Source organism: Phenylobacterium sp., from assembly GCF_044372605.1.
Lineage (GTDB): Bacteria > Pseudomonadota > Alphaproteobacteria > Caulobacterales > Caulobacteraceae > Phenylobacterium.
In genome coordinates, this window is the sequence record NZ_JBILRO010000127.1 from 1 (window position 1) to 9,294 (window position 9,294).

Annotated in this window: 7 protein-coding genes; 4 read left to right on the top strand and 3 right to left on the bottom strand. The window is 65.3% G+C overall.

All coding sequences use genetic code 11. The features are described 5' to 3' along the window. Nucleotides 1–1,314: TonB-dependent receptor plug domain-containing protein (locus ACIQ42_RS11235; protein WP_397422273.1), on the bottom strand; the 1,314-nt coding region annotated here is incomplete at its 3' end. Nucleotides 1,315–1,504: 190 nt separating this feature from the next. On the opposite strand from ACIQ42_RS11235, the gene ACIQ42_RS11240 reads away from it, so the two are divergent. Both ACIQ42_RS11240 and ACIQ42_RS11245 read left to right on the top strand, forming a co-directional pair. Continuing rightward, nucleotides 1,505–2,425, top strand: a complete 921-nt coding sequence (locus ACIQ42_RS11240) for a LysR substrate-binding domain-containing protein (RefSeq protein ID WP_397422274.1) — start codon at nucleotides 1,505–1,507, stop codon at nucleotides 2,423–2,425. Beyond that, nucleotides 2,422–3,729 (top strand): DUF5690 family protein, encoded by a 1,308-nt coding sequence (locus ACIQ42_RS11245; protein ID WP_397422275.1) that lies wholly within the window; start codon nucleotides 2,422–2,424, stop codon nucleotides 3,727–3,729. The genes ACIQ42_RS11240 and ACIQ42_RS11245 overlap by 4 nt, the downstream gene beginning before the upstream one ends. A gap of 128 nt (nucleotides 3,730–3,857) precedes the next feature. On the opposite strand, the gene ACIQ42_RS11250 is transcribed toward ACIQ42_RS11245, so the two are convergent. Continuing rightward, nucleotides 3,858–5,486: an ABC-F family ATP-binding cassette domain-containing protein gene (locus ACIQ42_RS11250; RefSeq protein WP_397422276.1), complete on the bottom strand. Its 1,629-nt coding sequence runs from the start codon at nucleotides 5,484–5,486 to the stop codon at nucleotides 3,858–3,860. A 240-nt stretch (nucleotides 5,487–5,726) separates the two neighbouring features. Here ACIQ42_RS11250 and ACIQ42_RS11255 point away from each other — a divergent pair, with 240 nt between their 5' ends. Then, nucleotides 5,727–6,293 carry an ATP-binding protein gene (locus ACIQ42_RS11255; RefSeq protein ID WP_397422277.1) on the top strand — a complete coding sequence of 189 codons (567 nt, stop codon included), beginning with the start codon at nucleotides 5,727–5,729 and terminating at the stop codon, nucleotides 6,291–6,293. 27 nt (nucleotides 6,294–6,320) lie between these two features. Beyond that, nucleotides 6,321–7,850 carry a flavin-containing monooxygenase gene (locus tag ACIQ42_RS11260; RefSeq protein ID WP_397422278.1) on the top strand — a complete coding sequence of 510 codons (1,530 nt, stop codon included), beginning with the start codon at nucleotides 6,321–6,323 and terminating at the stop codon, nucleotides 7,848–7,850. 270 nt (nucleotides 7,851–8,120) lie between these two features. On the opposite strand, the gene ACIQ42_RS11265 is transcribed toward ACIQ42_RS11260, so the two are convergent. Beyond that, a partial coding sequence (locus tag ACIQ42_RS11265) for a TonB-dependent receptor domain-containing protein (protein ID WP_397422279.1) occupies nucleotides 8,121–9,294 on the bottom strand: 1,174 nt, incomplete at its 5' end.

Sequence of the window (9,294 nt, forward strand, 5' to 3'; positions counted from 1 at the left end):
GCCCCATTCGTACTCGCCGCTCGCCACGATGCCGGTTCGGCGATGGTAGTAGGTTGAGTTGCGGTAGCTTTGCGCCGACGAGCAGTCGGCGCCGGCGCGCGTCGTGTTGTCCGGGTTGAAACAGGCAGACGAGCGGATCTGCTGGCCCTGCAGGTTCGTGTAGATGCGTTCCACGCCACCGGCCGCATAAGGCAGGACGGCCCGCCCCTGGGCGTCGGCCTGGGTGGTGCGGACGCGCGATCCGCCCAGGATTACCTGAGTCAAGGCTCCGGGGGTGGTGCCTATCAGGCGCGGCTCCTGGAACGGCGGCAGGAACTCGCCCACGCCCTCGTTACGATGGGCGTAGGGCGCCAGCGACAAGCGCAAGCTGTCGTTCACCCGCCAGTCGAACTTGACGTATCCGAAGGTGTTGTCGCGGATGGCGGCCCACTCGTCGGCCCAGTACTCATTAGGCGCTGCGCTGGCCGTGTTGAAAACCGAAGCCGAACCATCAACGCGGTAGCCGGTCTGCTCGATGAAAGCGCGGGTCGCCTCAATCACCGGGTCGTCGTCGCTCTCGTTGTGGGATACCCGCGCGGTGATGGTGAGGGCTCCGAGCTCGGTGACGCTCTTCGCCTCCACATGGAACTGTTCAAGTCCGGCGGGCGTCGACCCATCGTGCGGCCAGAGGTGCGTGTCGAGGTCGGACACCGACACATAGGCCCGCGTGTTTCCAAAGATCACGCCGGTGTCGAGGCTGGCATAGAAACGGCGACTGTCGTAGCTCGCGAGTGTCGCCGAGACCTTGCCGCCGAACTCCTGCGCCGGATCACGGGAGAAGTAGGCGAGCGTACCACCCAGGGCCGACGTCGAGGGCGAGCCGACATCGGCCGTGCCCTGATTAACCTGCACGCGTTCGGCGTTCTCGGTGAGGAGGTACTTCGTCGCCGGGGAGCCACCGAGGTAATAGGAGGCGTTGAACAGCGGCAGTCCATCCAGGGTCTGGCCGATCTTGGACGAACGCAGGTTCACCTCGAAGCCGCGGATGTTGATGCCATAGCTCCACGGGTCACCATTGAACGCGTCGGCGCCACGGATCTGCACGCCCGGCACGAAGCGCACGGCGTCGACGATGTTCTGACCGCCGGCAAGGCTCTCTATACGCTGCTCGCCGACAACATTGTTGGCCCGGGCCAGGGGCTCGCCGGTCACCACGAGTTCTTCGACACTGGCGACGGTCTCCGCTGCCGCGTCGGCCGCCTGGGCGGCGGCGGCAAATCCCACAACGCCGGCCGCGCTGGTGGCGCAAAACAAAGCCTTAAGCCTGAGTCGCATGATCAATCCCCTCACAGGCGACGCGGCAGAAGGCCGACGTCGTAGCGTGCCGAGGAACGCTCGGAATGCGGGTCGTTTCAAAGTCTTTGGGCCTATGCCGGGGATAGGCCGAACCTATGGGACCGAAATCGAGGTTTCACGAAACAGCCATAGCCGACGGCTAAACGATACGATTGAGGAGATTCTCGGGATGGCGGTCAATCTCCAGCACCTGCGCACTTTCCACGCCGTTGCTATCGAAGGCAGCATAAGTCGCGCCGCGCGACGCCTCAATGTTAGCCAGCCAACACTCTCGCAGCAGTTGAAGGCGCTGGAAGAGCGGCACGGAGTCACGCTCTTCGACGGGCGCAAGCCGCCGCTCCGGCTCTCCGCCCTGGGTCGCGACCTGTTCGCGATTTCCCAACGCCTGTTCGCAGCCAGCACCGATGTCGACGAACTGCTTGGCGAGGCGCGTGGCCTGGACGCCAGCGTCAACTTGCGGATCGCCTCGGATTCACCGCCCTACGCGGCCCGGCTGATCGCGGGGTTCCACCGCCGTCATGTCGATGCCAGCATCTCGCTGCGCGTGGGAAATGCGCGCGAGGTCATCGCGGCGCTTCGTGAAGGACAGGCCGACGTGGCCATCGCGTCCGATCCTCCTGGCGACCCCCTCTTCGCCTACGAACCGCTGTTCGCCGACAACGTGGTCCTGGCGCTTCAGGCGGGACACCCGCTGACTGCGGAGGCTAGTTTGCCGATCCACATCATACGGGATGAAATCCTGCTCCGCCGGGAAGCGTCCTCGCGGACCCGAGTGGCCTCGGAGCGGGTGATGTCCGTCGCCGGCGTGGAGCCGCGCGGCGTCATCGACATGCACACCCGTGAGGCGGTACGCGAGGGCATCGCACTGGGGCTGGGAGTGGGCTTTTTCTACTCTTCGGAATGTCCGCCCGATCAGCGCATCGCCTACCGCCCGATCGAAGGGTTACGGCCCAACGGCGAGTTGAACGGCTATGTCGTTTGCCTGGCTGATCGCCGTCGCTCCGCGCTGATCCGAGAGGTGATGGTCGTGGCTGAGGCCCTGCGTCCGCTGAGCCCGTGCCCGCTGGCTCCGCGGGGCGCGGCGGCGTGAACCGGCTTCGTTCGGCGCTGGACCGCGCCCACCCCGCCATCTTCTGCACCTATGCCGGCACAGCGGCGTTTGCCGCGTACTTCTCGATGTACGCGTTCCGAAAGCCCTTTACGGCCGCAACTTTTGATAATGTGGCGGGCTGGGACTACGTGCTCGACTACAAGGTCGCCCTCGTTATCGCCCAATTGGTCGGCTACGCGCTTTCGAAGCTGGCGGGGATCAGGATTATCTCTGAGGCGGGCCGCACAGGGCGCGGCGTCGCGATCCTGGGCCTGGTCGGCGTCAGTTGGCTGGCGCTGCTGCTCTTCGCTCTTCTCCCGGCGCCCTGGAACATCGCCGCCCTCTTCCTGAACGGCCTGCCGCTTGGCCTGATCTGGGGCCTGGTCTTCTCCTACGTTGAGGGGCGGCGAACGTCCGAGGTGCTGGGCGCCATTCTTTGCAGCGCGTTCATCGTCTCGTCGGGCCTGGTGAAGACTGTGGGAGGCTGGATCCTGGCGACAGGGGTTTCGGACCACTGGATGCCGGCCGCCGTGGGCGCGCTTTTTCTTCCGCTGCTGGCGCTATCGGTCCTTGGCCTTTCTCAGCTCCCGCCCCCATCGCCTCAGGACGAGGCCGAACGGATCCGCCGCGCGCCCATGAGCGGCCACGACCGCGCCGCCTTCCTGGGCGCCTATGGGCCCGGGGTGCTTCTGCTGGTGCTGGCCTATGTGCTGTTTACCGCCGTACGCGACTTCCGCGACAACTTCGCGGCGGAGATCTGGGCGGCGCTGGGTCATGCCCAGGCTGCGACGATGTTCACCGCCAGCGAACTGCCGGTGGCGGCGATCGCGCTGGCGGTTCTCGCCGCGACAATGGGCGTTCGCGACAACCGAGGCGCCCTGCTGATCCTCCACGGGGTGATCATCGCCGGCGCGCTCCTGCTCGGACTTTCCACGCTGGCCTTCCAGCTCGGGATGCTGCCGCCGCTAGCCTGGATGATCGCCTCCGGCGCCGGGCTCTACATGGCCTACACACCCTTCAACGCCATGCTGTTCGACCGGATGATCGCCGCCACCGGTCGGGTGGGCGCTGCGGGGTTCCTGATCTATGTGGCCGACGCCTCCGGCTATGTCGGTAGCGTCGGTCTCATGCTGCTGAAGACGTTTGGGTCGCTGCGCCTCGATTGGCTGAACTTCTTCATTCTCACGGCCTACGGCGCAGCCTTCGCGACCGTGTTCATGGTCGCCTTCTCCGGGCTGTACTTCGGGGCAAGGCTTGGCACAGGTGGGTCGGGCCGCCAATCAGACGAGGACAAGCGTCAGTAGGTTTTGCTTAGCGGCGACGATCACCGCCTCGGGCAGGCCCATCGCTCAGCCGCCGTGGCCTGGCAGAGTTATCTGGAGACAAGCTCCCTTCGACCGACAGTACCCCGCCAGCATCTGAAAGGAGACCGCTACCCGCCCGGGTGCAGCCCTGGCGCTTCCTGGCCTGTCCGGGCGACATACTCCGAATAGCCGCCGCCGTACTGGTGGACACCCTCGGGCGTCAGCTCCAGCACGCGGTTCGACAGGGCCGCCAGGAAGTGACGGTCGTGCGAAACAAACAGCATGGTGCCCTCGAAGTCCGCCAGGGCGGCGACCAGCATCTCCTTCGTCACCATGTCGAGGTGGTTGGTGGGCTCATCGAGCACCAGCAGGTTCGGCGGATCGAACAGCATCTTGGCCATCACCAGGCGCGCCTTCTCGCCGCCGGACAGAACGCGGCAGGGCTTTTCGACGTCGTCGCCCGAGAATCCGAAACATCCCGCCAGGGTGCGCAGCGCACCCTGGCCCGCCTGCGGGAACGAACCGTCCAGGGACTCGAAGATCGTCTCCTCGCCGTCCAGCAGATCCATGGAGTGCTGGGCGAAGTAGCCCATCCTGACGCTGGCGCCGATGCCGACCGTGCCCTGGTCGGGCGCGGTGGCGCCGGCCACCAGCTTCAGCAGCGTCGACTTGCCGGCGCCGTTGGCGCCAAGGACGCACCACCGTTCCCTGCGCCGCACCAGTAGATCCAGGCCTTCATAGATCGTCTGGTCGCCATAGCCTTTGTGGACATTGCGCAGGCTGATCACGTCGTCGCCCGACCGCGGCGGGCTCCGGAACTCGAACTGGACCGACTGGCGGCGGCGCGGCGCCTCGACGCGTTCGATCTTGTCCAGCTTCTTGACCCGGCTCTGGACCTGGGCGGCGTGGCTGGCGCGCGCCTTGAACTTCTCGATGAACTTGATTTCCTTGGCCAGCATCGCCTGCTGGCGCTCGTACTGCGCCTGGCGCTGCTGTTCGCCGAGCGCCCGCTGCTGGTCGTAGAAGTCCAGATCACCCGAATAGGTGATCAGGTCGCCGCCGTCGATCTCCACCACCTTGCCGATGATGCGGTTCATGAAGGCGCGGTCGTGCGACGTCATCAAAAGCGCGCCGTCATAGTTCTTGAGGAAGGCCTCAAGCCAGATCAGGCTTTCCAGATCGAGATGGTTGCTGGGCTCGTCCAGCAGCATGCCGTCAGGCCGCATCAGCAGGATGCGGGCCAGCGCCACGCGCATCTTCCAGCCGCCTGACAAGAGGCCAACATCGCCGTCCATGCGCTCCTGGCTGAAACTCAGGCCGGCCAGCACCTCGCGCGCCCGCGCGTCCAGCGCATAGCCGTCCAGCGCCTGGAAACGTTCCATCACCTCACCATAGCGTTCCATGATGGCGTCCAGTTGGTCGGCCTGGTCCGGATCGACCATGGCCGCCTCGAGCGTGGCCATTTCGGTCGCCAGCGCGCTGACGGGCCCGACGCCATCCATCACCGCGGCGACCGCGCTCTGGCCCGACATCTCGCCGACATCCTGGCTGAAGTAGCCGATCGTCATTCCCGGATCGATCACGACCAGACCGTCATCGGGCTGCTCCTGACCGGTGATCATGCGGAAGAGCGTCGTCTTGCCGGCGCCGTTCGGGCCGACCAGCCCGACCTTTTCGCCCTTCTGGACCCCCATCGAGGCTTCGATGAACAGGATCTGATGGCCGTTCTGCTTGGAGATGTTGTCGAGGCGGATCATGGGGCGGTCTGCTAGCCCGGGGACGAGAAGAACGCCAGTCTCGGCCTACGGCCTGTGGGCTCCCAAAGGGGTCGACGATGGCTGATCGGGCGATCTCACCACCGCCGCGACCGATGGGGCGCCTGGCCCGGCTACGGGTTCTGACCTGCGGCTTTGCGACTTATCAAGGCGCGCACCTGAGGAATAGGTCCGACTGGCTTCTCAATCTGCCGCCGCTGTGTCGGCAATCAGGAGCTGGATGTGCAAGTCTCGACCTCCGACCTCACGGTCCCCGCTGCGTCGACCGACCCGATGATCCTGGCCATCGCCTCGGTGGCGCGCGAGGCGGCCCGGTGGCGTGGCCTCAACGCCGGGGACCTGGACCGCAGGGTCGCCGATCGGCTGGGCGCCCAGGGCGTGGCGGGCGTCGAGGCCGGCGCCGTCAACTTTCTGTCGGCCCTGTTCGCCCCGGCGGCGGCCCTAGACACCGAGGTGGGCGGCGATTCCACCATCCGCTTTTCGGCCGACGAGCTGGCGCTTGTAGGCGCTGTGGCCCTGGAGGCGGTGGAGAATGCGCGCCGTTACGCAAGCCCGCCGGGGCGCGCCTTGAAGATCTGGGTCAAGATGGAGCGCAGCGAGGCCCGTGTGCGCCTGAGCATTCGCGATAACGGCATGGGGATGATCGACCTGTCGCCCGACCCCATGCGCGGACGCGGTCTGATCGCCGCCGTTGCCGAACGCTTGAACGGCTTCGCACGCCTGGGCGCCGCCCACTTCGGTGGCGCGATGGTGGTGTTGACCTTCACACCGGGCGCCAAAGAAGCGTAGTCATGCGCTGAAAGAGGAGCGAACAAGATGGACAGAGCGGTTTCCGGTGCGACGCCCGCTGACGAGCACTTCGATGTCCTGATCGTGGGCGCAGGCATCTCCGGGATCGGCGCCGCCTATCACCTGCGCGACCAGTGTCCCGACAAGTCCTACGTGGTGCTGGATGCGCTGGACGGGTGTGGCGGCACCTGGCGCACCCATCGCTATCCGGGCGTCCGCTCTGACAGCGACCTCTACACCTTCGGCTATCGCTTCAAGCCCTGGATCGGGCCGCCCATCGCCGCAGCCTCCGCAATCCTGGACTATCTGGAAGAGGTGATCGCCGAGAACGATCTGGCGCGCCACATCCGCTACGGCCACCGCATCGTCGAGGCCGCCTGGGATACAGCAGCGGCGCTATGGACCGTCCGCGCGCGCCGCAACGACGGCGCCGAGGCGACCTTCACCTGCAACTTCCTCTGGATGGGCCAGGGCTACTATCGCCACGATCAGGGCTATACGCCGGAATGGCCGGGCATGGCCGGGTTCAAGGGCCGCATCGTCCACCCCCAGAGCTGGCCCGACGATCTGGACTACCACGGCAAGCGCATTCTGCTGATTGGCTCAGGGGCCACGGCCGCAACCCTGCTGCCGGCCATCGCCGACGACTGCGCGCATGTGACCCTGTTGCAGCGCTCGCCGACCTATTTCATTCCCGGCCGCAACGCCAACGAGCTGGCCGATCAGCTCAACGCCCTCGACGTCGATCCCGCCTGGACCCATGAGATCGTACGGCGAAAGCTGCTTCAGGATCAGGCAGCGTTCACCCTGCGGGCGCGTGAGGAGCCCGACACGGTCAAGGCCGAACTGCTGGCGGGGGTCAGCGCCTTCGTCGGCCCCGAGCTTACCGAACGCCACTTCACCCCGCGCTATCGCCCCTGGCGCCAGCGCATCGCCTTCGTTCCGGATGGCGACCTGTTCCGCTCCGTAATGTCGGGCAAGGCCAGCGTCGCCGACGGCGAGATCGAGACCTTCACCGCTACCGGCGTGCGCCTGAAGTCCGGCGAGACGCTGGAGGCCGACATCATCGTCACCGCCACCGGTTTCGATCTGAGCGTTCTGGGCGACATCCCGATCATGGTGGACGGCCGGCCGGTCGATCTGGCGGACTCGGTCACCTATCGCGGCATGATGTTCACCGGCGTGCCCAATCTGATCTGGGTGTTCGGCTATTTCCGGGCGAGCTGGACGCTCAGGGTCGATCTGGTCTCGGACTTCGTCTGCCGCCTGCTCAAACACATGGATGACCGCGGCGTGCGCAAGGTCGAGGTAGCCTTGCGGCCCGAGGATCAGGACATGCCGCGTCTGCCCTGGGTGGATCCCGACGACTTCAACCCCGGCTATCTGATGCGCGGCATGTCGCGCATGCCGAAGGCCGGCGACAAGCCGGAATGGCGCCATACCCAGGATTATTGGGCCGAGCGCACCGCCTTGCCAAAGATCGATCTCGACGGCCCGGAATTCGTCTACGGCTCCAAAAGCCTGTCCGATTCAGGCGCAATCACCCGAACCGGGTAAGCGAGTTCTCGCTCGTACATTTTGAGCGCGACCATGGCAGAGTTAAATTGCGGGGTGCCGAGACGCCGCACCTCGGAATCGCAACACTCAACCTGCAACTGCGTCCGACCGGCTTCGATCTCGTCAGCCCGGAACCATTATGGCGCAAGGTGTCGCTATCAATACTCGCGGGCTGTTTCCGGTCGACCGCCAACAACCCCATCCAGGCTTGAATGGGGCTGTTGGGCGGCTGCCTGGGGACCAGATGATCACATCTGATCCCGCAAAACCCTAAAAGCGCGCTCTGACCCCTAAGAGGAAGCGGCGCCCGAAGTATTCAAGTTCATACGGTCTGTCGAGGGTCCCCTGGAAGCGCAGCCCCCGCTCGTTGGTTATGTTGTTGACGTCGGCATACAACGTGATGTTGTCATTGACCTGATAGCGCCCCGAGAATTCCACCCGCTGCTGGGCATCCCAAACGAGATCGCCCGCGGACGTCGCGCCGGGGGAGACTTCGTCAATCCAGCTGGTCCGGTGCTGCCAGCTCAAGCGGAGTGAGAAGCCGTACTTCTCGTAGAAGACCGCTGCCTGGGTGATCCGGTCCGAAGTGCCAGGGAACGGCGCCTTACGCCCGTTGCCGATATCGAACTCTCCGTCGAGGAACGCCACGCTGGCCTGTATGCCAAGGCCCGACATGGGCCCCGGAAGGAAGGTCCACGGGTGGTAGTATGAGAACTCTACCCCCTGCAGGAACCCGTCGCCGCCGTTGAGGGTCGTGGAGTAGGTGTAGCCGGAGCGACTGACGCCGCCGCTATCAAACCGGGTGTCTCCAACAAGTTCGGTCGCATCGAACAGGACATCCTTCACCTCACGACGGAAATAGCTGGCGGATAGAAGGCCGGCTGCTTCGAAGTACCACTCGGCGCTGAGGTCGACGCCGTATGCCGTCTCGGGCGTCAGGGTCGGATTGCCCCCGCTGATGCTCTGAACGCCGGCCGCATCATTGATGGAGACGGAGGCGCGCTGGTCGGAGAAGCTCGGACGCGCCGCGCCTGTGATAAACGCCGCACGCAGCTTGATCTCGTCACTGAAGTCGTAGGTGTAGTGCAGGCTGGGCAGGATCTGGGTATTGTCCGACTCCAGGCTCAGCGGAACGAGCGCAGCGCCGACCTGCGCGCTTCCGGTTGCCTCAACCTTGGACTGCTCGACACGAAGGCCGGCCAGCAGCTTGTGGCGGTCCCAGGCCCAGGTGTTTTGCGCATAGCCCGAGATGATCTTCTCTTCCACATTGTTGGCCAATGCCGGATTAGGCCTCGGCACAGGGAAGGTTCCGCCGGCCGCGTTGGCCGCGGTGGCTGCAGCGATCACCGCCTGCAGCTGCTTGTTCAGAGCGACATTGTCGATGAAGTTGGCTTGGAAGCCGACAGCGACCTTACCGATCGCCGAACGGTCAGTCGCGAACGCG